This is a genomic window from Exiguobacterium sp. s145 (assembly GCF_018618835.1).
Lineage (GTDB): Bacteria > Bacillota > Bacilli > Exiguobacteriales > Exiguobacteriaceae > Exiguobacterium_A > Exiguobacterium_A artemiae.
Map to the genome: position 1 here is coordinate 14221 of NZ_JACSMV010000028.1, position 26656 is coordinate 40876.

The window sequence follows — 26656 nt, forward strand, 5'->3', positions numbered from 1 at the left end:
TTACCTCTCGTCCTTGAACTCTAATATTTTTATCAGACGTTGAATATACATCTCTTCGGTGAACTTTTCTTTAGCTTTACTTCTATTCAAAAAACCAACCTTTGTAATTTTTTCTTTCTGAACATCTAGAAGTTTATCAACAATAGAATCTATTGATTTTTCTTTGACATAGAAGCTATTCTCCTCATGCAGTACGTCTTTTATACCGCCTATTCCAGTAGTTACGCACAATAATCCACTAGCCATAGCTTCAATAACTGAAATTGGTTGACCTTCATTAGGATAATAGGTTGGCAATAAAAATACTTCTGCGTCTTGTAAGAGTTTCTTTTTTGAATGGCCGTCCACTACCCCGTGATAGAAAAAAATTTGGTCGAATTTTTTATCATTAACAATTTCATTTATAATTTTTTCACTATCTTTTTCAAAAAAACCGCCTGCAATATGCAGTTCGAATTTATTCGGCATAATTTTTTCAAGTTTTTTAAATGCATCAATGACCTCTTTGTAACCTTTTGTTTTGATTAAATTACTCAAATATAATAATTTGATTTTTGCAGAATGTTTTCTTTTACTTAAAATTTCTTCATACTCATTTTCTGTCATGAAGATAGAATCTTCCGCAAAATTTTCACATATAAAAATTTTTTCCTGACTTATTACATCATCAAATAAGAATCGATGACTTTCTCCCAAAACAATGATTTTATTTACACGACCAATTAAAAGCCTATTAAGAAATTTTTGGAAACCATTCATACTTTTGTATAATTTTTTATAATATCCTCCATGATAATGCAAAGTTATATTATTTTTTTTTATTAGTAATAAAAAAATAATCATCAAATCTCTAAGATTACCTATTTTTGAGTGAGCAATAGTGAAATAGGTAAGTTGGTTTTTCAGTTTGAAAATATTATAAAATGCAGCTGGAAGTTCTTTTTTGTTTGTAATATTAATCTTTTGAACATTGTATTTTGCATTAAAATTTTTAGAGTTGATCATTGATTGTAAGGCTTTTGATAAGCCATGTATTGGTGGTGGAAATTGACCTATCATTGCTAATTTTTTTCTCATAATATCTCCTAATTAATAATATCTATTCTTTTTATATTTTTCGCTTTTTCTGTAATATATTTGTAATTAAGTAACATGTATAGAATCAAAATAGTAATATTGAGCCAAAAGGTATTGAAATTTAATTTTATAATATTTATTGTAGCAACAACTATAATAAACATTGAATTTAAAAATAAATAATTAATATTAAATCTATACCAAACAAATCTAGATACAGTTGTTTTAAAAACAAAATAAATAAAATAAGACAGTCCTATTGATATAGAAGCTCCTAAAGCAGAAAAATTTTTTGTCAAAATATAGCAAAGACTTATATTTATGATCGAAACAAGCAATGCAATCCATAGATTTAAATTGCTTCTCCGCTTAAATGCAATTCCTAATCCAGTAGATTCAGAAATTGTGTAAAATACAGGATATAACAATAAAAAAGGCAAATAATTTACTATATTTTTATAGTCGCTAGGCACAAGATTAGGAATAATCGGTTGAAGAGTAATTATAATCAAATATATGGTTACCATACAAAAGCATACTAATGAGTTCATCGTCTCGAATTTATTGTTTGATACTTTCTTTTTTTCCCATTTAAAGGCTGTCGGTAACCATAAATTTGTAAATATAGATTGAAAAATCAGTATCAAACCAACTATTTTCAGAGCAGCTAGATATTCACCTAATTCTTTCAAGGTTGAAAATCGTGATAGAAAATAACGATCTGTTGAATTTAATAACCAAATGACAAGAGAAAAAGGAATAAACGGTATCCCATAAGCTAATAACGGTTTAAGACCTTTAAAATCAATTAAGTACTTAAAATATGTTACTTGATTATTTTTATTAACTAATTTGACAAGTAAGAATAAATCTACTACCAACTGACCTACAATAGTAGAAAATATAATCATTTCAAAGTTATTGTTTACAAATATTAAAGTAATCAATGTCAGTATAAAAATCAGGATTTTTATACTGACATTGATATTTGCAAATTCTTTCCCTTGTCCTTTCATTCTCAACGTCAATAATATAAACCTTTCAATAACTAAAAATGGTAACCAAATAGAAAACAAATAGACTAACCAAATACTTTCTCCTAAAAACAAGTAATTATTGATTTCATTTTTAAATATAATTATGAAGAACAAAAAACTAATGGATAATATAAATGGTAAAGAAAAGCATTTTAAAAGTAATTTCCCCTTATCTTCTGCTTCATAGTACTCTCTAACATAAGAGTGATCCATCCCTAAGTACAAAATTGAATTAAGTAGGAGTTGCACAATAAAAAAAATTGCTGTTTTACCATACTCTTGTGGATTAACTAGCCAAGTTATCATAGGTATAGTTAACATAGCTATTAATGAGGACAATAGTGGACCTAAAATAAACCCCAAATACTTACTTTGTTGAATTTTGTTTATTGCATTCATGTCTCTTCAGGATCCTCACCATATTATTTTGATTCAAGTATACTGTTTCATTAGTTTCTAAGCTTTTTCTAATTAAAGTTTGCGGTCCAATACTAACGTTATCATCGATTAAGATATCTCCTATGACCACTGCACTAGGATAAATAGTTACATTATTTTTTATAATAGGATATTTGTTTTTAGAAGAACCTATCGTTACGTTTTGATAAATATTTAAATTTCTACCTATTTTCACACCATCACCAATAACAATACCTGTCACATGATGTATTTGAAATCCAGTTCCAATCAATGCTTTATTTCCAACTTCTACTCCATATTTTTTTATATTGTTATTTCTAATAAATATAGAAATCAATTTGCCAACACTGTTTTTAGAAAAAAAGTAGTGTTGGCATCTAATTAGTGATGTTACTCTGAAATTCAAATCCAAAATAATGTATCTAACAAAATTTAATCGCGATAGTTTTTGTTCGTATCTAACTTCATAATCACTTTTTATCAAATGTTTAAGTTGATTATAATTCATAAGTCATTCCTTATTTCCTTCCAAAAACCATTCAACAAATTTCTTTATACCGTTTTTGAAATTAGTAGTCGGATTGTATCCGAGCATCTGTTTAGCTTTCGAGATATCAGCATAAGTTTGAAATACATCTCCAGGTTGCTGTTCTAATCTTTTTAGCTTTGCTGTTATATTTAGTTCATTTTCAATCGTTCGAACCATGTCTGTTAAAGAAATCGTTTCTGATTCACCTAAATTAAATATTTCATACACTTTTTGATTTTCTGTCACATACAAAATAGACTTATAAATACCATCAATAATGTCATCAATATACGTATAATCTCTTTTCGACGTTCCATCTCCGTAAAAAGGAATTTCTTTTCCTTCATAAATCATTTTAGTGAATTTATGTATCGCTAGATCAGGGCGTTGCTTTGGACCGTATACCGTAAAGAAACGAAGTTGTATGACATCTAAATCATATAAATGATGATAAACATGACTAGTAACTTCACATGATTTTTTTGTAGACGCATACGGTGAAATTGAGCGATCAACTACATCGTCCTCATGAAAAGGAACTTTCTCATTATTTCCATAAACTGATGAGGAAGATGCCGACACAATTTTTTTCACATTAAATTCTTTACAAGCCTCTAGAATATTTAAAGTACCTTTAACATTTACATCTTCATATAGTAAAGGATTTTGAATTGATGGTCTCACTCCAGCCATAGCTGCAAGATGGACTATTAAATCAAAAGAATGATCTTTAAAAGCCGTTTTAATAAAAAATTCGTCTCTTATATCACCTTCAAGAAGAGTGTATTTTTTATTTTCTAGTTGCTTTTTTATATTATTTCTTTTAATTTGAGGATTATAAAAATCATTAAAGTTATCAATGTTTACAACCTGATGTCCTTTCTTCAAAAGAAATTCGCTCAAATGTGATCCAATGAATCCTGATCCACCCGTAATTAGAATTTTCATTTAATATCCTACTTTCCTAATTAGTTGAAATCTCAGAGCATCTACTATTAACTTTCTAGAATATCTAGAAATCAACAGACATTTTAAAATATAATATATTTTAAAATGTAATTTATTTTCGCTTCTTGCTTTATCAAATGCTATTTTAGCTAAATTGAATTTTTGTCGTGAATCGTTATCGTAATTTCTACTGATAAATTCATTCAAGTTTTCCTCAGAAAAGGAATCTAGTTTTTGTTCTTTTTTCTGTCGTTCTTGATACATTTTTTGTATGTAGTCAGCAATTATAAATTGCTTAAAACCTTTAGAAATTGAAATACTGTTATCACGAACTCTATAATCTACTAAATACTCATTTAACAAGTAAATTTTTAAGTTATTAGTAACCATTCTCAGCAAAAAATCGTAATCTTGGCTACATTCAAAATTTCTATATCCATTCAACTGAATAAATGTGTTTCTTTTCATCAACCATGAAGGATGTATTAAAAAGTTCATAATTTCTAAGCTTTTTTTTATTTGTTTATCATTCATACTTACAAGTTGTTGTTCACCGAATTTTTCACCGTATTCGTTAATATATCTACAATTAGATGTAACCAAATCTACTTCATGATTGGCCTCAAAAATTTTCATTTGCTTATCAAAGCGATTTACAGAGCTGATGTCATCTGCATCCATTCTAGCAATATATTGTCCCGAAGAGGCTTTAAAAGCTTTATTTAAGCTCAATGCCAAACCAATATTTTCTTCATTTATTATTATCTTAATAAAATCATACTGGTTTTCATAAATTTTCAATCTATTTACAATTTCAAAATTATTTTTATTATCGATGACTATGATTACTTCAAAATTTTTATAAGATTGATTTAGAAGAGAGTTCATACTCTCTTCTAACCAAAAAACATTCTCATTGTACGTTGTCATTAAGACTGAAATTGCTTTCATTATATTTACCTTTTCTCTCTTTATTCCTCATTTTATCATCTACAAATTTACACATATACATAACAATCACTGCATATAAACATAGTTTAAACAAAGTAATAGGATCGTAAGCAAACCATCTAGGGATTGTGGAAAATGCAAAAGTTATATAAATTAAAGTACTCTGATTATTTGAAATATAACTACTTCTGAATAAAAATGCTAAATATATAGAAATAATTATGACCCCAACAAATGAAAACCAAACATAAAAATATGTTGAAATCAATCCTCCGCCTCCAGATGGAGTAATCTGCTGCGAAAAATATGATAGCTTTCCTGATAAATCTACTGTTGAAGATGGCATAAATATTCTTTTTACAAATTGAAAAAACGCATCTATTCTAAAACTATTATCGAATATATTATTTTCAATTAGCCCTACATAAACAGCAGAATTATAAAAAACATCTCCTTGATTACTACCTATATATTCGGAACCATCAATTCTATAATTTTTAAAGTTTAGTATATTTTCTAGTGATAAATTCACTCTGAATTTTTCAATTATTTTCATGAATATGAACCCTAAAGATACTGAAATCCACATCAACTTTGAAGAAATATATTTTTCAAAAAAGACAATGAATAATAATATCAACAATTGTAATACTTCAATTCGACTTCCATACATAAAATTTTTAAGAGAATATATTAAACATATAAAAAATATGAATGATATTTTTTTCTTGTTTTTACCTGAATATAAGTAACTACTTAATACAAAAATTAAAAAGTACTCGTTTACCGCATAACTTTGTGTATCATTAACAGTTCTATATCCACCGTTTGAAAAAATACTTTCACCTTTTTTACCTACTAAAGTAATTACAAACATAATAAATATCGAAAAATAGTATATCAATATATTATTTTTCACTTCAATTCTATCCGAAATAGATTTATATTTTTTATGAATTTTATCACTAGTAAACAAATAAATAAAAAATATAAATACAGAGTGTATTAAGAGTGCTTTATAAAAATATTCATTAGTTTGATAAGCTGTATAGAAAGCAATTTGATTGTCACTAATAAAATATGGTGATAAATAAAGTAAATAAGAAATCATAAAGATTAATAGTAACTGAATAATTTTTGAGTTCTTATACTTCCAAATGAGAAAAGCATTCAATAGTATCGCGAACATAAACAAATTATTATTCTCTGAATAACTATTTTGCAAAATCAAAATCACAAAAATAATAGATATTATAATTTTTTCTATAATAGAATTAATATACAATCTCATTTAATCACCGTTTCTTTTTTCAACTATTTAATTCTCTATTTTAAAATCAGTGATATTTAGTCAAACATTCTTACTTTCTCAATTTCTTTTGAAACCTTCTCTAAGTCGTGTCTAACCATAATTTCTACAAGCTGCTCAAACGATGTCTTAGTAGGATTCCAGCCTAAAACACTCTTCGCTTTTTCAGGTGTTCCTAAGAGTTGTTCTACTTCTGCCGGACGGAAGAATTTCGGATCTACGGATACGATTAATTCTTTCGTCGCTTTGTTGTATCCTTTTTCATTTACACCTGTCCCAGTCCACTCAACCTCGATACCTGCATGCTTAAATGCCAACTCAACGAATTCACGAACTGTGTGCATTTCACCAGTCGCAATGACGAAATCTTCAGGCTTGTCGTGTTGTAACATCAACCACATGCACTCGACATAGTCTTTCGCATATCCCCAGTCACGTAAAGAATCCAGATTACCCAGTTTTAATTCTTTTTGTTTTCCTTGTGCGATGCGTGCTGCTGCAAGCGAAATTTTACGTGTAACAAATGTTTCGCCACGACGTTCTGATTCATGATTGAAGAGAATACCGTTTACAGCAAACATGTTATACGATTCACGGTAGTTTTTCGTAATCCAGAAACCATACATTTTGGCGACACCGTATGGTGAACGTGGATAGAACGGTGTTGTTTCTGATTGTGGTACTTCTTGAACTTTTCCATAAAGCTCTGAAGTTGAAGCTTGATAAATACGAGTTGTTTCAATTAATCCAAGAATTTTTACGGCTTCAAGAATTCTTAATGTACCAACTGCATCGACATCTGCTGTGTATTCTGGTACATCAAATGATACACGTACGTGCGACTGAGCAGCTAAGTTATAGATTTCATCTGGCTTAATTTCACTGATCAAACGGATGACGTTTGAAGTATCCGTGATATCTCCATAATGAAGGTGGAAGTTTTCATTGTTATACATTGATTCTGCTTCATTTTCATTCATGACATCTTCTAAACGCTCTTGGTTATACGAAGAACTACGGCGAATAACACCATGGACTTCATAGTCCATTCCCAGTAAAAACTCTGCTAAATACGATCCGTCTTGTCCCGTAACTCCTGTAATCAATGCCTTTTTCATTTGATTCACTCCTATGATTATACTTTTTTTAATGTCTCTGTATTATTTAAGAACCACTCGTATGCTAACGAGATACCATCTTCTAATTTCACATCAGCTTTCCAGCCTAGCTGATTAATTTTTGTTGTGTCCACTAATTTACGTGGTGTACCATCTGGTTTTGTCGTATCAAATTTTAGTTCACCTTCGAATCCGACTACCCGTTGCACCGTTTCAGCAAGTTCCTTAATCGATACGTCTTCTCCCACACCAATGTTGATGATTTCATCCTCATTGTAATGATTCATTAAGTACACGCAAGCATCTGCTAAATCATCTGAATACAGGAATTCACGTTTTGGTGTTCCTGTTCCCCATACTTCAACTGACGACTGATTCGATAATTTCGCTTCATGGAATTTACGAATCAAGGCTGGCATAACGTGAGAAGACTGGAGGTCAAAATTATCATTTTCTCCGTAAAGATTCGTCGGCATCGCCGAAATGTAATTTGTTCCATACTGTTTGTTGTAGGACTGACACATTTTGATTCCAGCAATCTTAGCTAAAGCATAAGCATCATTTGTCGGCTCTAACGGACCTGTTAATAGATACTCTTCTTTTAAAGGCTGTGGTGCTAATTTAGGGTAAATGCATGTACTACCTAGGAACAATAACTTTTCAACTTGATTCCGGTACGAAGCGTCAATTATGTTCGTTTGAATCATCAAGTTGTCACGTATAAAGTCAGCTGGGAACTCATTGTTCGCAACAATCCCACCGACTTTAGCTGCTGCTAAAAAAACAAACTCGGGCTTCTCATTTTCAAAAAATGCATCGACCCATTGCTTATCGCGTAAATCTAATTCTTTACTTGTACGAACTATTAAGTTTTTATAGCCCTCTTTTTCAAGTTTACGGAGAATAGCAGATCCGACTAAACCACGATGTCCTGCAACATAAATTTTAGAACTTTTATTCATCATTCCATTCACACTACTTTCTCAAATTAATACGCATCTTTTGAACCAAATAATACTGTAATAGTTTTTACAATAATTTTTAGATCCATCATGAAATTCCTGGTTTTAATATACAAAATATCTAAATCCACCATTTCTTTAAAACCAATATTACTTCGACCGCTTACTTGCCATAATCCAGTACATCCTGGAACAACCGATAGACGTTGTAAGTCGTATGAAGTATATTCTGCTACTTCGCGTGGAAGCGGTGGTCGTGGACCGACAAGCGACATTTCACCTTTTAAAACGTTCCATAATTGCGGCAACTCATCCAAGCTCGTTTTACGAATAAAGCGTCCTACTTTTGTGACTCGAGGGTCATTAGCCATCTTAAACATGGCACCGGTCGTCTCGTTTTGTTGTAACAGACTAGCAAGGCGTTCTTCTGCATCTGAAACCATCGATCTAAATTTAAACATTTTAAACGTTTTCCCGTTCAAACCTACTCGATCTTGAGAGAAGAAGATAGAAGATTTTTTATCTTCCACTTTAATAATTATTGCTAATAAAACTAGACATGGACTCAGTATAAGTAATCCAAACGATGAACCTATTACATCTAACAGCCTTTTAAAGATAAGATAACTTTTAGACTCTTCTAACGAAATCGGATTAATAACAAAGGTATCAGGGACTCTTTCAAAGTGTGCTTCTTCAATCAATACTTTTGAAACAGAAGGAGAATCTGTAAGTGTCGTGACAGCTGTTTCCTCTTGGATGGAACTTAATTTATCCAAAACAACACTCTCCTTTTCATTTGGTTACCGGGACTTTCAAATCAAGTAGTTCATACATCATTTCACGTACATCATCACTTAAATCTTCTCGTTTCAAAGCAAATTCTAGCGTCGTTCTAATGAAACCAAGCTTTTCACCAACATCGTAACGTTTCCCGTCAAACTCATAAGCAAAGACACGCTGCATTTCATTAAGACGCGTAATCGCATCGGTCAATTGAATTTCACCGCCTGATCCTACTTCTTGTGTCTCCAAGTATTTAAAGATGTCAGGTGTTAATAAGTAACGGCCTAGGATAGCTAAGTTTGATGGTGCTGTTCCCGGCGCCGGTTTCTCCACAAATGATTTCACTTTATGTAACTGTTTCGAAATACTGGTGCTCGGATCAACGATGCCATAGCGTTGTGTATCTTCATCAGCAACCGGTTGTACACCAATGATCGAACTGTTGGTAATCTCATACTGCTCAATCAGTTGTTTTGTACATGGCACTTCTGCCTGAACGATATCGTCACCCAACATCACAACAAACGGTTCGTTTCCGATGAAGGCTTTTGCTTGAAGAATCGCATCCCCAAGTCCTTTCGGCTTTGACTGACGAATGAAGTGAATATTGATATTTGTTGTTGCTTCCACTAAATGTAATAACTCGGATTTATTTTTTGCGATTAGATTGGCTTCGAGCTCGGGAACGGAATCAAAATGATCCTCAATCGCCCGTTTTCCTTTCCCGGTAATAATCAAAATATCTTCAATTCCGGATTCAATGGCCTCTTCGATGATGTATTGAATTGTCGGCTTGTCGACGATTGGTAACATTTCTTTCGGCATCGCTTTGGTTGCCGGTAAAAAGCGTGTTCCTAATCCAGCTGCTGGAATAACTGCCTTTTTTACTCGTTTCATCTCTAGCACTCCTAAACTATTTTATATTTGTCAAAATATATTTTCTTTTACAATCTTTCCTTAATTTAAGATAACACATACCATAATCTACTTACTATATAGTTTTCCATTTCTTCATAATGTAAGCGTTAACAAGAAAAAAAGAGAGTGTTATCACCACTCTCTTTTACTTTGGTCCAATTTTTTTCAATTAGACCCATTGACCTTTCCAGTTTTTTTCAACCGGATTAGGTGGGTTGAAAGTTACCAATTGATTGAGAAGAATCGCTTCGTTGTTCTCGTAAATTTCTTCATACAGCCAATCTTCCAGTTCATTTTCTAAAAACTTCCGGCATTGTTCCCAGTAGAATGGACGTTTCTCAGTATGATGGGCATCCGATGCCACCAGATGTGCCAAACCATTTTCAAGCAGAGCAACAGCAAAACGTTGTACGTCTTTTCCGTACTTACCAATCAAACTCGCACATGTCACCTGACTGATTGCTCCGTTTGAAATCAACTCAAACAGCAGCGTCGGGTTTTGAATGATCGCTTTGTTTTTTTCCGGATGGGCAATTACCGGGATATAGCCGTCAGAAATCAATTCGGCAAAGACTTGACGCGCATACGATGGAATCCCGCTCGATGGAAACTCAATTAATAGATAACGGGATCCGGCAAGCGGTAACGCGACTCCTTTTTGAACTTCCTCAATTAATTCTCCCGTCAAACGGATTTCATGACCGGGATAGACGGTGACGGGGATGTTTCGTTGATGGAGCAGAACGTTTAACTCATCGACCGTCAATTTAACATCTACATCTTCCGTCTCGAACTGCGGATGGAACAGATGCGGTGTCGCAATGATGCGTGTTACCCCTTCATCTGCTGCTTGTTCTGCCAGTTGTAACATCTGTTCGATACTTGACGGACCATCGTCGACAAGTGGTAAAAGGTGACAATGAAGATCAACCATGTTGAAACCCCTCATTCATAGGAATAGTAGTATTGATATGCTGAATCATCCGTCAGCTCCCGGCGGTTCAGGACGACGCCGAGAATTTTTGCTTCTGCTAATTCGAGCTGTTCTTTAGCCTTCAGCACACGTTGACGATCCGATGTCATGCAGCTGACGACAAGGACGACGCCATCCGTCAGTTTTGATGTAATCCGGCTGTCTGCGACTTGCAGTAACGGCGGTGCGTCCAAAATGATGACATCATACTTCTCCCGAAGTTGGCCGATCAGGTTGCCCATTGCCTTCGATGATAAAAGTTCTGCCGGATTCGGCGGAATCGGTCCCGCCGTCAAAATCGACAGGTTCTCGATTTTTGTCGGGATGATGGCTTTTTCAAGCTCTGCCTGACGTGTCAGCAGACTGGATAAGCCAAGACCATTCGCTACCTTAAATGTATAATGTACCGTTGGACGCCGCATATCGGTATCGATGATCAAGACACTTTTCCCCTGTTGGGCATATGCGACCGCAAGATTCGATGAAGTCGTCGACTTCCCTTCGCTTTGTGTCGCTGATGTTACGAGTAACACTTGAATCTCTTTATCCACTGCCATGAATTCGATATTGGTCCGGATTGTCCGGTATTGCTCTGCAATCGGTGATTTCGGTTGTGTGACTGTAATCAGATTCCGGGCATCTTTATGCATCTTGTTTTTCTTAGCCATATTGTTTTGCCGCCTCCCGCTTGTTCACTTTCGCTTTAGCTGATGTCTTGAAGACCTTGCTCTCAATGTCCGGAATACTGCCCAACACCGGAAGATCGAGAATTTGTTGCACTTGATCCTCTGTCCGGATGCGGCGATCGAGCACTTCACGCAAGAAAGCAAGACCCACACCCAGCAGGAAACCGACGACGCCGGCGATTGCGGTATTCAATAAGATATTCGGACTGACGGGTGAAGTCGGAATTCCTGAGACCGACAACACTTTGACGTTATCCACATTCATTAAATCAGCAATGTCTTCACTGAAGACTTTTGCGACCGAGTTGGCAATATTCGATGCAAGGGCGGCATCCGTACTTTGGACTGATACGTTGATGACCTGTGAATTTTGTTCACTTTCGACAGTTATCATCTCGTTTAATGCCGAAATACTGCTCGGTGCATTTCCGACTTCTTCCTGAACCTTTTCTAAAATCGCCGGGCTTTTAATGATGACCCGGTATGTATTGACGAGTGTGACCGAGGACTGGACTTGTGACGCATCAATCACATCGTTTTCCTGTTTTTTTGGTGTGACGAGAATTTGTGTATCTGCTTGATAAGTTGGTTTGATCAAAAACGTACTGACGGCAAATGCAATCAGGGCCGCTACAACCGTTAATGCAAGAATCCGCCAAAGCGATTTCTTTAAAACTGAAAATAGTTCTTGCAAGCTAATCGTTTCATTCATGATTTGATTATTCTCCTTTATTTGTCTAATGCAGTGACTTTTTATCAACTAAAAATTAGTATAACAAAAAAATTGGAAATGGTTGATATAATTTTAGGAAATATTATACGTTTATTGAAACAGGTTGCGTATAATAGAAAACGACATGTTTTTTGTTATATATAAATTCCCGTAACTCGACATAGGAGGAAAAAAACTTATGCATCGCTCCCTACAAGCACTTCAATACTATACATCTCATTCGGAAGAAGACATTCAACGTCTGCATGAGCGTGTACGTTCCAGTCTCGACTCAACCGAATCACTAACCGATACGTTGATTCGACTGACCGGTCAGACACCGCTCGTTCCCTTCAAACAGGACACGGTGACTACCGACGAATGGTCCGCTTTTTTAGCCGGTAAACATCATCAGACGTTGGCTGATTTTTACGGCACGCTTGTCGCTCGTCCGATTCTTGATGAAGATGGACCGGTTGCTCCGAAAACCGACGAAGACAAGGCCCCACACTTATCCCGTACACAGCCATCAGCAGAACCCGATGTTTCCCGGAGAAAAAAGGTGAAAGTCAGACGCCAATCGCGCTCAAAACGGTCGATCCCTTGGGGCTGGCTCGCACTTTTGATGGTATGTTTCCTTCTCGGAGCCGCCGGAACGTATGTCTATTCCAACTACATCGCAAGTCCGAATATAATCGAACCGAAATCAACGGTCGAGGAACCGGTAACAGTCGAAGAAAGTCAAACAACGGATCAGGACACAGAGAACACGAACGCAGATGTAATGGAAGAATCCAACATTCTCTACATCAAAACAAGAAACAGCAACATCTACAGCGATGACACCTTAACCGACGTCCTCTACGAGGCCGACTTCGGTGATGGCTACCGGATTCTCGAAACAACGGATACGGTCAGTAAAATTGAACTGACGGCCGAACTGACCGGTTACATCAAAAACAACGAAACAACCAAAACACTTCAGGAAGACTCAATTGCAGATGAATCTCTCTTGGCATGGGTTAATGATAATCTCGACACAAGCTTCGTGACAGGAACACTCATTGACCTTATCGGCAAAACAAGCGCAGAGTTGAATAGTGATTACGGGGCACCAGAACGAACTTTTTCGGACGAAGTCAACACTTACTTATTTTACGGCAATCGTTTCTTTACTCTTCAAAATGATAAAGTGATCGCCATTGACTGGTTAGAAACAAGTCTTACGAATGAGCAACTGGCGACTTTGGCACCACTGCAACTCGAAACGGAAATAACTGGTCTTGTGACGAGTAATTCCTATCGCTTGCAACGATTTGAAAAGGAAGGAAATGGTTCTAGCCGGATTCGCTTAGCTGAACAAAATTTATAATATAAACAAAAGGACAATCCGAAAACGGATTGTCCTTTTGTTTATTCCAGACCAAGCGAATAACGTAATGCCGTTTTAGTTTGGGTAAGTGAATCGTCTGTCGGATGCCAGTAATAAATGCCATCTGCTTCTTTTCCACCAGTTCCTTCGAGCTTTAAGTTCTTTTGGTTTTTGAAAGCGTCCATGTAATCGAATGCCAATGTCTGCATCGGTTTGAACGAGACATTCGTCTGTGCATTTTTTCCGACAACGTCCATAATAGCATTGAACTTGCTCACTGAAACATCCGATGATAAATTCGAGACCACCTGCTCAATAACTTGGCGCTGACGCATTTGACGACCGAAGTCTCCGCGTGGATCATCGTAACGCATACGTGTGTATTTCAAGGCCTGCTCTCCGTTCAGATTAATCTTACCGACAGAGAATTTTTCTCCTTCATAATCGAAATCAATGTCATTCACTACTGTGACACCACCAACTGCATCAACTAGTGACGTGAACCCTTGCATATTAATTTCTGCATAGTAATTGATTGGAATATCAAGAAATTTTTCGACTGTCTTGATTGCCATCTCCGGTCCACCAAAAGAATAGGCATGGTTAATTTTATCATTTGTACCATGACCGACAATATCGACTTTTGTATCACGTGGGATACTGATCAGACGGCTTTCGCTTTGTGTCGGGTTGAGGGTCATGATCATGATCGAGTCACTCCGTCCCCGCTCACCCGGACGTTGATCCACTCCAAGTAAAAGTACAGAAACTGGTTTCTGCTTCTCAATAATTTGGTCTCCGGTATTCTTGATAGGAGACTGAATCTTTTTAACCGTCTGATCGACTTGGTAATATGTATAACCAATAAATCCCCCGATTCCTATGATGAGTACTGAAGCAATTAATAGCATGATTTTTAGAGGCGTCCACCGCTTCTTTAATTTTTTTCGTTTTTTGATGCGTTCCACTTTTACACTTCCCCTTCTTTTTGTACATTATTAACTATGTAAGTTTCTATGAGTTCTCATTACTATCGGTTCAATGAGAATCATTCTATAGTTGAGTATACATAAAAGTTTGCTAGATTTGCAAAAAACGGAAAAAGATGAAAAAATACAGCGATCTACTGTTTATTCATTTTTCGTTAGACCCACTCATCAATTTCTTTTTTTATTTGGTCAAAATCCTCTTCACGTATCTTGTTATTTTTATATAAGCACTTTAATTCCGATTCAATTTCGCGCTTCATTTTGAATTTATCCTTTAAAGCAACGCCTTGGATGATCAGCACAGTTTTATATTTTGAGGGAGATCGGTAAATTTTTTTCAAGACATGAAGATCTGTGTTCTTACAGTCATATTCGAAATATACCGGAGGGTGCTTTCGACTGATGTAACCCGTAATACTGATAGTAATGAGTATGACACTGGAAATGACTTGAATGAGATGAGCAGACAACCAGACTAATGGTTTAGTCGCGGCTTTCGAAAATCCTTCCGGAAAGGACACATTAAACAATAACACTGCAAACGAATATTCTATCACTTTAAAAACAGCATTGAACGTAAGTTTCCAACCATCATCTTGTGTTAATTGTATTAAGTAAATGGATGCCGCTAAAAATGCAATCTCAATTACACTTTTGATAGCCAATACGATTCTATCCGGTCCGGATAAAAAGCTTTTCGAATAACCGGAATCGGTAATATCATTATAAAAAGCTCTCCCTATATCGAGTGTGCGCAGTACCATCCTTAGAAATACTGTCCACATTACAATATAAAGTAAAACAAACTGTACAACGTGTAATTCGAACAATAGAGCTAAAACACCTGAAATAATGAATATACACAATCCGAGAATTAAATTATTCCGATTTCGTTGCTTGATGTTACCAGTTCTCGTTTCCATTAATAATGCATTCATATTATGCCCATGAACTTGATAATCCAGTTCAAGCTGATCTATTGTTTCCCTGTAATCATCATTAAAAATTTCTCGGGCCTTATCGATAAACTCTTTAAAGTCCTGATATTTTCTCAGTTCTAAAAATGTGGATTCTCCGACAGCACTATCCTGAATATCTGATTTCAAAAATATCCGATCGTATGGTCCCTTTATTTTCTTCAGAAAATCATGCGGATAATACGATAATTTTTTTGAACTGTGGTCGATTAAATATTGAATCAATGCAAGATTCTCGGCATTTTTTTTAGACTGATTCGCAATCAGGTATTCATTTAGCACTAAATTTAAAAAGAATTTTCGTGTTTTGGATTTTTTATTAAACAAATCAACAATAAAAGAAGTGATAACGAATGGAAAATAAATGATTAAAAATACCACAACCAATATTTGTTGTACGAATAAAGAAACTGTTGAAACTAACATATACATACCTGCAAAAATAACAATTATTGAAAGTATATAGAATCCAATCCTAGGTGTATGTATCTTCTTGATTTTTATAAAGTGATCAATGTTTGATTTCATAATAAAAAACAATAAACACGAATTGGCTGCTACAAGAAGGATTAAATACACCCCTGTTATATTCTCATTCGAAATAAAGGAAAAGGAAAAAGGTAAGAACACTGATATGAGCAGTTTAATCGATCTAGTATTGGTTTTTATAAACTTTTTTCTCGACACAATATATGCATTTTTTCCTGGCAAATAAAAATAGCCGTCCAGCCTCGAAAAATTACTCATTACATACACTGTAATTCCTTGAAACAGGAAAAATTGAATATAAAAGTACAGCGTTAACGATATACTCTTGAACTCTAACGTATTCAATGATTCTTTACTGAATTCTTTAGTTGTTGCTATAAAAAAATAGGAATATATCACCATAAACACAAAAAATACAAGATATATGGCTACCGGTCTATTGATTGCCTTACGTTCCATTTAAAAATTCACTTCCACTTGTTTTTTTAGGATAAACAATAAATCACCTTCTTCAGAATAAGAGAAGGTGATCTTAAGCATCTGGATTTTTTTACAGCGAGGCTTCCCCCGAAACTACATAAGTTTTCTTTTTCGCATCATAATCGAGCATTACAAGTTTTTTTGTTTTCGTTGTCGTAGGGAAAATATACGTTTTCGACCTTCCTTTAATGCCCAAACCTAAATCAAGTTCTTTTTTTGTTTGAATAGACGTCATATCAATCGTATCAAGACCCGCCCATTCTCCAAGACCTTTCCCCGATAAAACTGCATCTAGCTGCTTTTCTGTCATGTTCGTTTTGATTTTTCCACCTTTGACCAGTTTCATCTTACTTTCACGGAAACCTGAACTCATGTCATCCCGAAATAGATCAAGTGATTTTGATGTCAGGCGGTAAAGTGAGTCATTTTTCTTCGTCATGAACATCAAAGTTGTCATATCCAGCGGAAAAACGACCTTTTTATCATACACACTGTACCCCAACATTTTTTGTCCATTCGTGATGGATGTCATTTCTGCTTTTTGTTTCAGCACGGTCGATCCGCCTTTTTGCATCAATTGCTTCTTGTACTCTTTCCCGTATATGACTTTTGCCACTTGAGCAATCGTCATTCCAGGCTTCAGGGCATTATACTGATTCGTCGCCTTTACTTCCGTTTTCGTTGCCGCGTTTACCGTCACTCCACTCATCAGTGTGGAACCGGCGATCAGTGCCGCGATTGTTAATTTCCCGAATGATCTTGTCATGTGTTTTCGCTCTTTTCTATAAGATATTGGTTAATTCAAAGTATCTGTTTAATAGCCGGACGGCACGATCGGCATCCAGTCGACCGTATCCGTATGATGTGTCATAGCCTTTTTTTCCAAGGTCTTGTGCTGATTTTTTAAGGATACTTTCAACTTCCGACGCCTTGACCGTCGGCTTCAAGCTGTAGAGAAGACTCGCGACACCGGCAACATGTGGTGCTGCCATGGACGTCCCGCTCCAGAAAGCCGATTCGCCGTCACTGAGATAACTCGGAATGCCCTGTCCCGGTGCAATCAGATCAAGTCCAATCCCATAGTTCGAGAAGGTCGATCGTTTATCCAACCGGTTGGATGACCCGACCGACAGGAAATACTTCGATCGTGCCGGATAAGATAACTTGTTTGTTCCTTCATTGTCGGATGCGACAACCACGAGGACTCCTTGTTTTTTTTGCATACGCCAAAGCATCTCCAATCGCCCTAGACGAAAATCCACCACCCATGCTAATATGGATGACCTTCGCATTATTCTTCACGGCATACATAATGCCTTTCGCGATATCAGAGTTCGAACCATAACCTTCCCTATTAAGGACTTTAATCGGAAGAATTACTGCTTTGGCATTGATTCCAGACATACCATACGTATTATTGCTATTTGCCGCAATGATGCCCGCGATGTGCGTACCATGTCCGTGATCGTCAATCGCGAGTTTCTGACGATGTACGAAATCATAGCCAAGATCCATTCGGACACGCCTAGAAAAATCAGCATAGGTCGGATTAATACCGGTATCAATGACAGCAACTCGTACCGGCGATAGTTTTTTCGAAGTAATCCGTTTTTTCATTGCCTCAACATTAATGTCTGCTCCTTTAACGCCATTCTGTTATCCGGTATTATCCAACGACCACTGGTGCGATTTAAAAATATCTTTTCCAAGTCCACGCATCCGACTGTCGAATTCGACATAGGCAACACCAGTCTTTTTTCAAGTTGTCGCTTTGAGACAAGTGCTTGCATAACGGTCCGATAGGTAAACTTCTCCAGGCTAAGCTTTGAATCAATCGTCTCACGTTGGATTGCATCCGTTTTCTCAAAAATCTTTTGTTTCTGACTAATCGTTCCTGCCACTTTGACAACAAGGCTGTTGGATTCTTTTTTCGTGTTTGGCTCAATAACTTGTTCGCGCAATGGTTGCAATCGCTCCAGTTTAAATGGAACAACGAAAGAGGTATTTTTCTTTCCTTCAACTGTTATGTACTGACGACCGCTCCAACTAAGTGGAAAAATCAATGTCTGATTACTGATTTGATGATAACGTTCGTAAACTAGTTTTCGATCATAGCTTGATCGTGATTCGTAAACCGTCACAGCTTCTGTCGCATCCGCATAAAACTTCAGATGTGTCCCATCCATCAGATAGGTTTTCGTATCAAAGTAAAATAATGCTTTCCCTTTGTTATCGAATGTCCCTTTAATATAAGCCTTTTTGTTTTTTGGATGGAGTACAGATAGCTTCTTTTCTCCTTTCACCGTTGCTTCCCTCTGAACTTGGTCTGTTTTTATTTAATTTGATGAAACAATTTATTGTAAACATCTGATCTCATCTTTTTATCGACCTCTTTTTTTGATGTTTGAAGTGATAGATATAAAAACAGTCGAAAGCTTTTGATAAAAAAAAGGAAATGACCATATAACTAGTAATGGTCACTTCCTTCTTTGACTCTTTTTAATAAAGTCATACATTGTCAGATACAGGAAAATCCTTGAAGCAAGCGGAATGATGTCATAAAACGGTTTGATTCGCTTGTTCCACTGCATTTAAAAAATCTTCTCTAGGAAACTGGTGTTCGATGTCCGCTGTTACTTCAATCATTTCATCCAGTCGACGCAACTGAATCGGCAGACCCCGCCCGATCCATTCGAGCTGTTGCTGGAGATGCCGTCTCGCCCGGTCGACTGTATGCCGTTCTGCTGCCGTGAACTGCCGTAAGTATTGCAGGACATAACCGAGTCCGAATTCAATCGGAATCCGTAGTTCGGCCCCTTTGTCCTTGATCCGGATCAGACCCGCTCCGTAATGAATCGCCCGTTCCCACTCCTCACTGATTCGTTCGTACCAGTTTCCGTTTGTCAGACAATGTGTTTCCAGTGCGCCTTTCGGACCACTCGGCATGACGCTGAAATAATCGATTTTCATCCTTCTTCTCCTTTGCCATAAAAAATAGGATGAATCCTTGATGGACTCACCCTATATGACAGGTCAGGAAGTTGGATTGTTCGAAAATGTTTTACTCGGTCGACCGATTCCTTCATATTGGACATCACCCGGCTCATCAACGAATGCCCAACAGTTACGTCCGTCAATCAAACGGGCGGTCTTCATGTTCGCTTTCAGTTGTTTTGGCGTGACATGCTTGATGTCGTCCCACTCCGTCATGATGACAGCGACTTCTGCCCCTTTAACGGCCTCTTCGATCGTCTTTTTTTGATCGAGCAACGTTTTCGCAGCCGGATCGTATCCGGTGACGATGACACCCATTTTCGTCAGACGTTCTGCCAGACGTAATGCCGGAGCATCCCGTAAGTCATCCGTGCCCGGCTTAAACGATAAACCTAACAAAGCAATCCGGAGACCCGGTCGTGGATCGATTTTTTGAAGAACGTACTCGAGCTGAGCTTCATTCGTCCGGTCCGCTGCCTCAATGACATGAAGATGTTCACCTTGTCTTTGAGCCAATGTCGTTAACGCGGCAATATCTTTCGGAAAACATGAGCCGCCGTAACCGGCACCCGCTTTTAAGAACGCCGGACCGATACGTGGATCAAGACCAATCCCATGGGCGACATCCTCGACATCCGCTCCGACGATATCCGCCAGCCGTGCAATCTCATTGATAAAACTGATTTTGACGGCCAAAAAGCTGTTTGCTGCATACTTCGTCAATTCAGCTGTCGTCGGATCGACATGGACGATTGGCGCGTTCGTTTTAAATAAGTCGGCCAGACTCTCCGCCAATCCTTGATCGTGCGTCCCGATGATAACCCGGTGCGGATTACGCATATCCCGGATCGCTGTCCCTTCCCGAAGAAATTCCGGTATCATTGCAAAGCGTAACGATGGATACATTTCCTGGAGGGATTCCGTCGTTCCCGGTGGAATCGTCGATTTCAAAACGACCGCAGCATCCGGTTGAATGGAATGAATCAATTTAACGACTGCCTGCACTGCCGACAAATCACAACTTCCGTCTGCCCGTTCCGGTGTTCCGACTGCCACCAAATACAGGTCGGATAGCGGATAGTCGGTCGTAAAGGTCAAACGACTTTGATTTTTTTGTAAGGCCTCTTCAATTCCTTCTTCCGTAATCGGTGCAATCCCCTGCGCTAATTGTTCCATCCGCTCTTTATTTAAATCGACACACACTACATCGTGTTTGGCATCGGCTAGTCCAATCGCGGTCACAAGACCAACAATATCCCGTCCCAATTACCGTCACTTGCATCTCATCACATCCTTCATCAGTTTCCCTGTCTTCACTATACGGGAGCGAAAGTGATTTGTGCATCGAAAAAGCTTTTCGAATACGCTATACTGAATACGGGAATGGGAGGAATGCTCGTGGCGATTATCATCTTTTGCCTCGTATGTCTCTTCGCATATCGTATCCGCAAGCTTCCCGAAGCGATTCGGACGATCTTACTCATCCTCGGTTTACTCAGTGGATGGTTCGCGCTGTTTGAGATCATCAGTTATTTAGAAGCGAACCCTTACCTGGCCGCGATCCCGATTGCACTCGGGCTCGGTTACTGGTTTTGGCGCCGCAAGAAAAAACGGACGACCGGTTCTGCCTCAAATTGAGGTCGAGCGGTGTCCGCCTATCGATCACACAAGACCAGTCCGATCAACGGAACTGGTTTTTTTGTCGTTACAGGACGGCCGGTGGTCCGAATTTTCCGTCATGGTAATCGCGGTATGCCTGACGGATCTCGTCTTCCGTGTTCATCACGAACGGTCCGTAAGCAATCGTCTCCTCCCGGATCGGTTGGCCGGAGTAAATCAGGACCTTCGTCCGGCTGACCGCCGTCAGCGCAAGTGAACTGTCCCCTGCTGCCTGTTCGTCAAACGTCAATGTCGCGGCCATCGTTTTCGAAAGTCGCGTTTCGCTTGTCCCGGCCTCCAGTTCGCCGGCTAAGACATACAAAAAGGCATTATGGTTCGTCGGTAAGAGGTGCTGATACGTCGCACCCGGTGCCAAGAAAACTTCACTCATCGTAATCGGGACAAGACTGTCGAGCGGTCCCGTCACGCCGGCAACCTCACCGGAATAAACGCGGACATGTCCGCCGTCAAACGTCACGACCGGGGCTTGTTCAAGCAACACGTTTTGATACGATGTCGTCGTCTCTTTCAAACGTTTCGGCAGATTGAGCCAGAGTTGCAACGTATGAATTAAATCGTCATCGACCGCTTCTTCTGCATGCCGCGCCGCCCAGCCTGCATTCATGTACTGGATGTCTCCGGCGTCAAGAATGGAGTGCCCGCCATGATTATCGATATGTTCGAGCCGACCGTCGATGACATACGTGATTGTCTGAAAGCCGCGGTGCGGATGATCGGAAAACGTTCCGCGTTTGAACCAGTCCTCCGCCATCAGGATAAACGGATCAAACTCGTCTTTGCGGTCCGGTGACAGCACCCAGCCCTGTTGGACATGGGGATAACCGTTTTGTTGATACGTCACTTGCCAATGATTCTTGATATCACGTTCGAACATTTTTCCAACCCCTTCGTTCATTATACTTTCATTGTCGCACACCCGAGTCCGGAAGCCGTATTCGTTTGCTCGTCAAAGGATTTTTGTGCACAAAAAAACGATTCCGGTTGACGGAATCGTTCAGCACTTCGATTACAGATGTGACGCCTTTTGTTCGAGGGCGGCAATCTTCTCTTCGATTTCAAGCAGCTTCAGTTCATGTTCGAGTTCGAGGCGACGTTTTTTCCGTTTCAGTTGGCTCAGTTCTTCTGCAACCGACTCCGGTGAAGCTTCCGGGCGCGGCGGTGCCGACTGATCCATTGACTGACGGAGCGGATCAAACAGGTTTGACTTGGCAAACTTCGCCGCTTCCGGACCAAACAGGTCGTTGATGATCGGCAAAACTTTATTCATCGCGTTGCCCGGGATCTGTGACTTCTCGTCAACCAGACGTTTGAGTGCCAGCTCGTCGACCAAATACCCTTTACCGTCCTGTTCCGCATGTAATTCGCCTGTGCGGATCCAGCGGCGGACCGTCTCTTCTGATACGCGTAACAATTCACTGATCTGTTTTGTCGTTAACATCGTAATCCCTCTTTCCCATTCATTTGATACTCTTACTATACACACGTGTGTGCGTGTGTGTCAATCAATACACACATCAAAAACCCTCCGAACCGGTATGGTCCAGAGGGTTGTCCTTATCCTGCGCGTCGTAACAGTAACCAGAGTCCGACGACTGCCAGTCCTGCTCCTGTCGCTGCGTACGGGAACGGTTTCTCTTCCCCTGCTTGCGGGAGTCGTTCACCGGACGCATTGCTATTGCTTGTGCTTGTATCCGGATTTTCTGCTTTGACTTCCGTAACCGGAGTTTGGACCGGTTGCGTCGATGTCTTCGTCGGTTGCGGTGTTGGTTTCGGTTCCACGACCGGTTTCGCCTTCTTGATTTCAGCAAGCAGGAAATACCCCATCGTCTCATCCGTCAACGTGACCGAATCCGTCGTTGCTTTTCGTTTGAACAGTTTGAGGAATTCATCGTATCCCGGGAATTCTTCTTCGTCTTCATCTGCCATACCGACAGCAAGGGCTTCCGCTCCGGCTTTCGTCAATTCGAACGAATCCATCATCTCATCGAGCGAGACGTGGTGCATCGCTTCGACTGTGTATCCGGCAGCGACTTCCGTCTTCACTGTGTACGTTCCCGGTGTCAATTCGATCGACAAGGCATCGTCTTTTCCGACTTCTTCCGTGTAGACGTCTTTCCCCGTGATGGCATCCGTAATCGTATAGGTTGCAGGAATCGTCTGCTCCGTGTAACCCGGAATCTGATCGTTATTCGCATCGAGGAAGTTCGTGACGATCAGAAGGTTCGCCATGTCCATTTCTTCGTCTTCGAGACCGTAGAGACCGGCATCGACTTGAACGATGTCCCCTGCTTGCAGCTTCACTTTTGCCAGGTCATCTTCGTCAAGATCCGAATCGATCGTCGGATCCGTTCCTTCGTGTTGAGGAGACGTGTAGTAGTAGCCGATGTCCATGCCGTACACTTCAATATAATAAGTACCCGGTTTGATGTCCTTGAACGTATAGAGTCCGTCTTTCGTGTAAACTTCCTCGACGACATCATAGTTTTTATTTAAGAGGTACACCGGGACGTCACTGATGCGTGTTTCTTTTTCCTGACGGATCCCGTCTTCATTTTCATCAAACCAGATGATTCCGTTGATGATTCCCGTCGTCGCCTTTACCGGTTCTTCCTTGACGGGTTCCGTTTCCGGCTTCGGTTCTTCCTTGACGGGTTCTTCTTTCACGGGTTCTTCTTTCACGGGTTCTTCTTTCACGGGTTCTTCTTTGATTGGTTCTTCCGTCGCCGGCTCCTCCGGTGTCGGTTGTTCTTCCGGCGTTGGTTCCGTTGTCACGGGTTCTTCCGGTGTCGGCTCCGCTTTGACTTCGCGGCCGAATTGAATCAAAATCGTCTTCGCCTGATCCGTCGATGTTACTTTCACGACAGGTGCCGTTTCCGCTGTAAACGTGACGGTCGGGTTTTTGACGATATCAATTGCTTGTCCCGTCAATCCGCCTTCAAAGACCAATTCCGTTTCAGATTCAAGATTGACTGTCCCTTCTCCCGTGAATGTCAACGTATACGGATTCGTTCCCGTTCCGGTGACATCCCATGCAGAAATCGTTTCTGCCTGAGCTGGTGTGATGATACCAAAGACAAGCAGACACGCTGCTATGTACATTCCAATTTTTCGCATTATGTTTGTTTTCGCTCCATTCTAAAATATGTGTTACCTAGATTTTAAACAATAAAGGGAAAATAAACCACCTGATTTCCGAAATTCGTCCAAGAAAAAGACGACTGTCCCTCAAAAAGGATCAGTCGTCTTAAGATTATACGAGTGAATCACAGGCTTTCGCACACGCTTCACAGGCTGCAGCACATTTTTGACAGTGGTCATGATCGTGTTTCGAGCATTCTTCGGCACAGGCTAAACAGATTTCCTTACAGGCCGTCGCAAGCACGGCGATGTTTGGACTGTTTCGGACGATGGCCTGACTGAGCAGGCTGCAAATGTCGGCGCAGTCCCGGTCAAGACGAATACAATCCGTCATATGAGTAACGTGGGATTCATTCAGACAGGCGTCAAAACAAGTGTTACAGGCGACGATACAGGCTTCGAGTGTCGTTAGAGCTTCCTGATGTGCTTCGTGCATAATATGATTCCCCCTTTGAAGTGATGACTAAGTAAACGCTAGTATCCTTCTTCCCCGGATACACTCTCTTAAAACAAAAAAAGAACCATACGATAACCGGGGAACAACTGGTTATCGTATGGTTCTTTTCCATTAACGGACGACTTCAAGCGGAATTTCAATGCCACGTCCGGCGCCTGCATCGATGATCAGGACCGGCAAACGGTTTTCATCGAAGACTTCTTTTTCAATCGTCGTATCCGACGTGTACGTTCTGATTTCCCCCATCTTTTTCGCCGTAAACGAAACGAAGGGGAACGGAATCGACTGATTGGCGACATCCAGTCGAATATCAACTTGTTGGTCATCCAGCCGGATGTCATTTGCCGTCCGAATCGTCAGACGCATCCGGTCGTTGTCCGTTGCTGAAATCTGAGCCGAGATGTTTTCCGTTTGTCCGGCACGCGTGACAGGATCGATGATGACCGTCGGGGAAGCGGTCTCCACCTCGTCAGCACGCTGACAACCGGGAATGACAAGCAGCGAGATTGCCAAGGGAATCAGCAAACGCTTCATCACGGATTCACTTGATTGCGAAAGTCAGTTCAGCAGTACAGGCGACTTCCCCATCGACTGTTGCTGTGGCACGCCCTTTACCGATCGGTCCACGCAGTTTCGTCAGTTCGACTTCCAGTCGGAGCTGGTCACCGGGAACGACCTGACGCTTGAAACGACAATTCTCGATGCCGGCAAAAAAGGCCAGTTTGCCTTGGTTTTGTTCCATCTTGAGAACAGCAAAAGCACCAACTTGCGCCAACGCCTCGACAATCAACACACCGGGCATGACGTTGTAATCCGGGAAATGGCCGTTAAAGAATTCTTCATTTGCCGTGACATTTTTGATTCCGACAGCCCGTTTTCCTTCCTCGACTTCGAGAATCCGGTCGACGAGCAAAAACGGATAACGGTGCGGAATGACTTCCTTGATTTGTTCAATCGTATACATATAGCGCAGCTCCAATCACTGGTTAATTTAAGATTTTGTCCAAAAATCGGTGATGCGGGTCCATGTGTCGAGCTTAAGGACATCCATCGCTTCGCCACCACCAAGTGTCGCATATCCAACCATTGCGCCGATCACTAACGCAAGGACAATAAGAAGAACAATGATCAATAAACGAGCAATAATCGGAACGCGACGTGAAGAATACTGACGTAATTTTTTACGTTGCTTCGGTTCCTGTTCTTGCGGCTGTTCGTTCTTAACCTCTTGATTACGTTTCAGACGTTCACGGGTCGGTTGGTCCGTTCCGGCTTGATTTTGTACCATCTTGATCACCTTTCATTGGTTCAGTCTAAAGAACAGTATAGCATATTAGTACCTGGTATTAAATAGTTGCAGTTCAGCTACAAAACGGTTCTTTTTTTAAGTGTAACATGCACAAACCGTGAACTTGTAAAAAAAGTTCTGCATTTTATATATAAGGAAGAAACAGAACCATCCGGTCTTTTTTTAAAAAATTTTTCAATTTTTTCAATCCAAACAAAATCCGGGTGCGTATGCTGTTCAGAACGATGCAGACAACAACTACCAAATATACAAAAACAACACCCAAATTTGAGAGGATGAGACAAGATGAAAAACACGAAAAAATTCGCAGCAACAGCCATGGCAGCAGCACTCGTATTACCAGGA

At 39.4% G+C, this 26656-nt stretch carries 31 protein-coding genes; 2 read left to right on the top strand and 29 right to left on the bottom strand.

Annotated features, from left to right (window positions below; genetic code table 11):
* From KNQ07_RS15060 to KNQ07_RS15120, 13 genes are all read right to left on the bottom strand, one after another.
* A complete protein-coding gene (locus KNQ07_RS15060) occupies window positions 1–1077 on the bottom strand; it encodes a glycosyltransferase family 4 protein (protein WP_214767660.1) in 1077 nt (358 codons plus the stop codon).
* Window positions 1078–1085: 8 nt separating this feature from the next.
* Window positions 1086–2513, bottom strand: a complete 1428-nt coding sequence (locus tag KNQ07_RS15065) for a lipopolysaccharide biosynthesis protein (RefSeq protein WP_214767662.1) — start codon at window positions 2511–2513, stop codon at window positions 1086–1088.
* Window positions 2482–3042 carry an LbetaH domain-containing protein gene (locus KNQ07_RS15070; RefSeq protein WP_214767665.1) on the bottom strand — a complete coding sequence of 187 codons (561 nt, stop codon included), beginning with the start codon at window positions 3040–3042 and terminating at the stop codon, window positions 2482–2484. The genes KNQ07_RS15065 and KNQ07_RS15070 overlap by 32 nt, the downstream gene beginning before the upstream one ends.
* A 3-nt stretch (window positions 3043–3045) precedes the next feature.
* Window positions 3046–4011 carry a GDP-mannose 4,6-dehydratase gene (locus KNQ07_RS15075; protein WP_214767667.1) on the bottom strand — a complete coding sequence of 322 codons (966 nt, stop codon included), beginning with the start codon at window positions 4009–4011 and terminating at the stop codon, window positions 3046–3048.
* Window positions 4012–4962 (bottom strand): glycosyltransferase, encoded by a 951-nt coding sequence (locus tag KNQ07_RS15080; RefSeq protein WP_214767669.1) that lies wholly within the window; start codon window positions 4960–4962, stop codon window positions 4012–4014.
* Window positions 4925–6253 carry an O-antigen polymerase gene (locus KNQ07_RS15085; RefSeq protein WP_214767671.1) on the bottom strand — a complete coding sequence of 443 codons (1329 nt, stop codon included), beginning with the start codon at window positions 6251–6253 and terminating at the stop codon, window positions 4925–4927. Before KNQ07_RS15085 ends, KNQ07_RS15080 begins: the two co-directional genes overlap by 38 nt.
* 56 nt (window positions 6254–6309) lie before the next feature.
* A complete protein-coding gene (gene gmd, locus KNQ07_RS15090; protein WP_214767673.1) occupies window positions 6310–7389 on the bottom strand; it encodes a GDP-mannose 4,6-dehydratase in 1080 nt (359 codons plus the stop codon).
* 17 nt (window positions 7390–7406) lie between these two features.
* Window positions 7407–8351: a GDP-L-fucose synthase gene (gene fcl / locus KNQ07_RS15095; RefSeq protein ID WP_214767710.1), complete on the bottom strand. Its 945-nt coding sequence runs from the start codon at window positions 8349–8351 to the stop codon at window positions 7407–7409.
* A gap of 26 nt (window positions 8352–8377) precedes the next feature.
* Window positions 8378–9010, bottom strand: a complete 633-nt coding sequence (locus KNQ07_RS15100) for a sugar transferase (protein ID WP_261966337.1) — start codon at window positions 9008–9010, stop codon at window positions 8378–8380.
* A 136-nt stretch (window positions 9011–9146) separates the two neighbouring features.
* Window positions 9147–10034 carry a UTP--glucose-1-phosphate uridylyltransferase GalU gene (gene galU / locus KNQ07_RS15105; protein ID WP_214767677.1) on the bottom strand — a complete coding sequence of 296 codons (888 nt, stop codon included), beginning with the start codon at window positions 10032–10034 and terminating at the stop codon, window positions 9147–9149.
* 190 nt (window positions 10035–10224) lie between these two features.
* Complete coding sequence (locus KNQ07_RS15110) at window positions 10225–10989, bottom strand: tyrosine-protein phosphatase (protein WP_214767679.1); 765 nt, start codon at window positions 10987–10989, stop codon at window positions 10225–10227.
* A gap of 11 nt (window positions 10990–11000) precedes the next feature.
* Window positions 11001–11696, bottom strand: a complete 696-nt coding sequence (locus KNQ07_RS15115; protein ID WP_214767682.1) for a CpsD/CapB family tyrosine-protein kinase — start codon at window positions 11694–11696, stop codon at window positions 11001–11003.
* Window positions 11689–12426, bottom strand: coding sequence for a YveK family protein (locus KNQ07_RS15120; protein WP_214767685.1), 738 nt, complete (start codon window positions 12424–12426; stop codon window positions 11689–11691). Before KNQ07_RS15120 ends, KNQ07_RS15115 begins: the two co-directional genes overlap by 8 nt.
* Window positions 12427–12625: 199 nt before the next feature.
* Between KNQ07_RS15120 and KNQ07_RS15125 the strand changes: the two genes are divergently transcribed.
* Entirely contained in the window at window positions 12626–13798 is a 1173-nt protein-coding gene (locus KNQ07_RS15125) for a hypothetical protein (protein WP_214767687.1), read from the top strand.
* A gap of 41 nt (window positions 13799–13839) precedes the next feature.
* Here KNQ07_RS15125 and KNQ07_RS15130 read toward each other — a convergent pair whose 3' ends face one another.
* The 8 genes from KNQ07_RS15130 to KNQ07_RS15155 form a co-directional block, all read right to left on the bottom strand.
* The gene (locus KNQ07_RS15130; RefSeq protein WP_214767689.1) at window positions 13840–14766 is read right to left on the bottom strand and encodes an LCP family glycopolymer transferase; all 927 of its coding nucleotides are present in this window, start codon (window positions 14764–14766) and stop codon (window positions 13840–13842) included.
* A gap of 176 nt (window positions 14767–14942) precedes the next feature.
* The gene (locus KNQ07_RS15135; RefSeq protein ID WP_214767691.1) at window positions 14943–16190 is read right to left on the bottom strand and encodes a hypothetical protein; all 1248 of its coding nucleotides are present in this window, start codon (window positions 16188–16190) and stop codon (window positions 14943–14945) included.
* 613 nt (window positions 16191–16803) lie between these two features.
* Window positions 16804–17499 (bottom strand): hypothetical protein, encoded by a 696-nt coding sequence (locus KNQ07_RS15140; protein ID WP_214767693.1) that lies wholly within the window; start codon window positions 17497–17499, stop codon window positions 16804–16806.
* Window positions 17500–17515: 16 nt separating this feature from the next.
* Complete coding sequence (locus KNQ07_RS16170; RefSeq protein ID WP_251139573.1) at window positions 17516–17968, bottom strand: S8 family serine peptidase; 453 nt, start codon at window positions 17966–17968, stop codon at window positions 17516–17518.
* A complete protein-coding gene (locus KNQ07_RS16175) occupies window positions 17910–18350 on the bottom strand; it encodes a S8 family serine peptidase (RefSeq protein WP_251139574.1) in 441 nt (146 codons plus the stop codon). The genes KNQ07_RS16170 and KNQ07_RS16175 overlap by 59 nt, the downstream gene beginning before the upstream one ends.
* Window positions 18347–19036: a hypothetical protein gene (locus tag KNQ07_RS16180; protein WP_251139575.1), complete on the bottom strand. Its 690-nt coding sequence runs from the start codon at window positions 19034–19036 to the stop codon at window positions 18347–18349. Before KNQ07_RS16180 ends, KNQ07_RS16175 begins: the two co-directional genes overlap by 4 nt.
* Window positions 19037–19289: 253 nt before the next feature.
* Window positions 19290–19703, bottom strand: a complete 414-nt coding sequence (locus tag KNQ07_RS15150) for a hypothetical protein (RefSeq protein ID WP_214767695.1) — start codon at window positions 19701–19703, stop codon at window positions 19290–19292.
* 63 nt (window positions 19704–19766) lie between these two features.
* The gene (locus KNQ07_RS15155; protein WP_251139576.1) at window positions 19767–20993 is read right to left on the bottom strand and encodes a UDP-glucose dehydrogenase family protein; all 1227 of its coding nucleotides are present in this window, start codon (window positions 20991–20993) and stop codon (window positions 19767–19769) included.
* A 126-nt stretch (window positions 20994–21119) separates the two neighbouring features.
* Here KNQ07_RS15155 and KNQ07_RS15160 point away from each other — a divergent pair, with 126 nt between their 5' ends.
* Window positions 21120–21365 (top strand): hypothetical protein, encoded by a 246-nt coding sequence (locus tag KNQ07_RS15160; RefSeq protein WP_376778098.1) that lies wholly within the window; start codon window positions 21120–21122, stop codon window positions 21363–21365.
* Window positions 21366–21432: 67 nt separating this feature from the next.
* Here KNQ07_RS15160 and KNQ07_RS15165 read toward each other — a convergent pair whose 3' ends face one another.
* The 8 genes from KNQ07_RS15165 to KNQ07_RS15200 all read right to left on the bottom strand — a co-directional run.
* A complete protein-coding gene (locus tag KNQ07_RS15165; RefSeq protein WP_214767697.1) occupies window positions 21433–22281 on the bottom strand; it encodes a pirin family protein in 849 nt (282 codons plus the stop codon).
* Window positions 22282–22413: 132 nt separating this feature from the next.
* The gene (locus KNQ07_RS15170; protein WP_214767700.1) at window positions 22414–22845 is read right to left on the bottom strand and encodes a helix-turn-helix domain-containing protein; all 432 of its coding nucleotides are present in this window, start codon (window positions 22843–22845) and stop codon (window positions 22414–22416) included.
* 116 nt (window positions 22846–22961) lie between these two features.
* Window positions 22962–24521, bottom strand: a complete 1560-nt coding sequence (locus KNQ07_RS15175; RefSeq protein WP_214767702.1) for an SdrD B-like domain-containing protein — start codon at window positions 24519–24521, stop codon at window positions 22962–22964.
* Window positions 24522–24657: 136 nt separating this feature from the next.
* Window positions 24658–24981: a four-helix bundle copper-binding protein gene (locus KNQ07_RS15180; protein WP_214767704.1), complete on the bottom strand. Its 324-nt coding sequence runs from the start codon at window positions 24979–24981 to the stop codon at window positions 24658–24660.
* A gap of 132 nt (window positions 24982–25113) precedes the next feature.
* The gene (locus tag KNQ07_RS15185; protein WP_012371521.1) at window positions 25114–25536 is read right to left on the bottom strand and encodes a hypothetical protein; all 423 of its coding nucleotides are present in this window, start codon (window positions 25534–25536) and stop codon (window positions 25114–25116) included.
* A 7-nt stretch (window positions 25537–25543) separates the two neighbouring features.
* Entirely contained in the window at window positions 25544–25966 is a 423-nt protein-coding gene (gene fabZ, locus KNQ07_RS15190) for a 3-hydroxyacyl-ACP dehydratase FabZ (protein ID WP_012371522.1), read from the bottom strand.
* Between the two features lie 27 nt (window positions 25967–25993).
* Window positions 25994–26290, bottom strand: a complete 297-nt coding sequence (locus KNQ07_RS15195; RefSeq protein WP_214767706.1) for a DNA-directed RNA polymerase subunit beta — start codon at window positions 26288–26290, stop codon at window positions 25994–25996.
* A gap of 77 nt (window positions 26291–26367) precedes the next feature.
* On the bottom strand, window positions 26368–26656 hold a 289-nt coding region (locus KNQ07_RS15200; RefSeq protein ID WP_214767708.1), incomplete at its 5' end, for a hypothetical protein.

Excerpts from the sequence above, each read along its gene's own strand:
- KNQ07_RS15060 (WP_214767660.1), bottom strand. The coding sequence starts at position 1,077 with ATGAGAAAAAAATTAGCAATGATAGGTCAATTTCCACCACCAATACAT.
- KNQ07_RS15065 (WP_214767662.1), bottom strand. The coding sequence starts at position 2,513 with ATGAATGCAATAAACAAAATTCAACAAAGTAAGTATTTGGGGTTTATT.
- KNQ07_RS15070 (WP_214767665.1), bottom strand. The coding sequence starts at position 3,042 with ATGAATTATAATCAACTTAAACATTTGATAAAAAGTGATTATGAAGTT.
- KNQ07_RS15075 (WP_214767667.1), bottom strand. The coding sequence starts at position 4,011 with ATGAAAATTCTAATTACGGGTGGATCAGGATTCATTGGATCACATTTG.
- KNQ07_RS15080 (WP_214767669.1), bottom strand. The coding sequence starts at position 4,962 with ATGAAAGCAATTTCAGTCTTAATGACAACGTACAATGAGAATGTTTTT.
- KNQ07_RS15085 (WP_214767671.1), bottom strand. The coding sequence starts at position 6,253 with ATGAGATTGTATATTAATTCTATTATAGAAAAAATTATAATATCTATT.
- gmd (WP_214767673.1), bottom strand. The coding sequence starts at position 7,389 with ATGAAAAAGGCATTGATTACAGGAGTTACGGGACAAGACGGATCGTAT.
- fcl (WP_214767710.1), bottom strand. The coding sequence starts at position 8,351 with ATGAATAAAAGTTCTAAAATTTATGTTGCAGGACATCGTGGTTTAGTC.
- galU (WP_214767677.1), bottom strand. The coding sequence starts at position 10,034 with ATGAAACGAGTAAAAAAGGCAGTTATTCCAGCAGCTGGATTAGGAACA.
- KNQ07_RS15110 (WP_214767679.1), bottom strand. The coding sequence starts at position 10,989 with ATGGTTGATCTTCATTGTCACCTTTTACCACTTGTCGACGATGGTCCG.
- KNQ07_RS15115 (WP_214767682.1), bottom strand. The coding sequence starts at position 11,696 with ATGGCTAAGAAAAACAAGATGCATAAAGATGCCCGGAATCTGATTACA.
- KNQ07_RS15120 (WP_214767685.1), bottom strand. The coding sequence starts at position 12,426 with ATGAATGAAACGATTAGCTTGCAAGAACTATTTTCAGTTTTAAAGAAA.
- KNQ07_RS15125 (WP_214767687.1), top strand. The coding sequence starts at position 12,626 with ATGCATCGCTCCCTACAAGCACTTCAATACTATACATCTCATTCGGAA.
- KNQ07_RS15135 (WP_214767691.1), bottom strand. The coding sequence starts at position 16,190 with ATGTTAGTTTCAACAGTTTCTTTATTCGTACAACAAATATTGGTTGTG.
- KNQ07_RS15140 (WP_214767693.1), bottom strand. The coding sequence starts at position 17,499 with ATGACAAGATCATTCGGGAAATTAACAATCGCGGCACTGATCGCCGGT.
- KNQ07_RS16170 (WP_251139573.1), bottom strand. The coding sequence starts at position 17,968 with ATGCTTTGGCGTATGCAAAAAAAACAAGGAGTCCTCGTGGTTGTCGCA.
- KNQ07_RS16175 (WP_251139574.1), bottom strand. The coding sequence starts at position 18,350 with ATGAAAAAACGGATTACTTCGAAAAAACTATCGCCGGTACGAGTTGCT.
- KNQ07_RS15150 (WP_214767695.1), bottom strand. The coding sequence starts at position 19,703 with ATGAAAATCGATTATTTCAGCGTCATGCCGAGTGGTCCGAAAGGCGCA.
- KNQ07_RS15160 (WP_376778098.1), top strand. The coding sequence starts at position 21,120 with ATGCTCGTGGCGATTATCATCTTTTGCCTCGTATGTCTCTTCGCATAT.
- KNQ07_RS15165 (WP_214767697.1), bottom strand. The coding sequence starts at position 22,281 with ATGTTCGAACGTGATATCAAGAATCATTGGCAAGTGACGTATCAACAA.
- KNQ07_RS15170 (WP_214767700.1), bottom strand. The coding sequence starts at position 22,845 with ATGTTAACGACAAAACAGATCAGTGAATTGTTACGCGTATCAGAAGAG.
- KNQ07_RS15175 (WP_214767702.1), bottom strand. The coding sequence starts at position 24,521 with ATGCGAAAAATTGGAATGTACATAGCAGCGTGTCTGCTTGTCTTTGGT.
- KNQ07_RS15180 (WP_214767704.1), bottom strand. The coding sequence starts at position 24,981 with ATGCACGAAGCACATCAGGAAGCTCTAACGACACTCGAAGCCTGTATC.
- KNQ07_RS15185 (WP_012371521.1), bottom strand. The coding sequence starts at position 25,536 with ATGAAGCGTTTGCTGATTCCCTTGGCAATCTCGCTGCTTGTCATTCCC.
- fabZ (WP_012371522.1), bottom strand. The coding sequence starts at position 25,966 with ATGTATACGATTGAACAAATCAAGGAAGTCATTCCGCACCGTTATCCG.
- KNQ07_RS15195 (WP_214767706.1), bottom strand. The coding sequence starts at position 26,290 with ATGGTACAAAATCAAGCCGGAACGGACCAACCGACCCGTGAACGTCTG.